The organism is Massilia sp. CT11-108 (assembly GCF_047302915.1).
Taxonomy (GTDB): Bacteria; Pseudomonadota; Gammaproteobacteria; order Burkholderiales; family Burkholderiaceae_D; genus Telluria; species Telluria orientalis.
On sequence record NZ_JBKYMO010001392.1, the window covers coordinates 1 to 322 of the forward strand.

Below are 322 nucleotides of genomic sequence, written 5' to 3' on the forward strand. Positions count from 1 at the left end.
TGGGCTGGTATATGTGTATACCCGACCGGGGCGGCGCGCCCGCACGCGACTACGGCCACGCGCCGCCCGGCGTGAACGACACGATCACCGCGTTGTACCGGGGCCCGGCAGGCGACGTCTGGGCCGCCGGCTTCGGCGGGCTGTGGACCGTGCGGCCGGACGGCTCGGGATGGCGCCGCCTGCATCCCGGCATCGATGGCCCGGCCACCACCTACGCGATGGCGCAGGACAGCGCCATCCACAACGTGCCGGCGCGGCGTCGCGGCCTGGCGCGAGGGACGGTGGATCGCCGGGGGCGGCATCGCGGCACTCGAGACCTACG

At 74.8% G+C, this 322-nt stretch carries 1 protein-coding gene; it reads left to right on the forward strand.

The features are described from left to right. Nucleotides 1–11: 11 nt before the first annotated feature. A partial coding sequence (locus ACEN88_RS34965) for a hypothetical protein (protein ID WP_413347020.1) occupies nucleotides 12–322 on the forward strand: 311 nt, incomplete at its 3' end.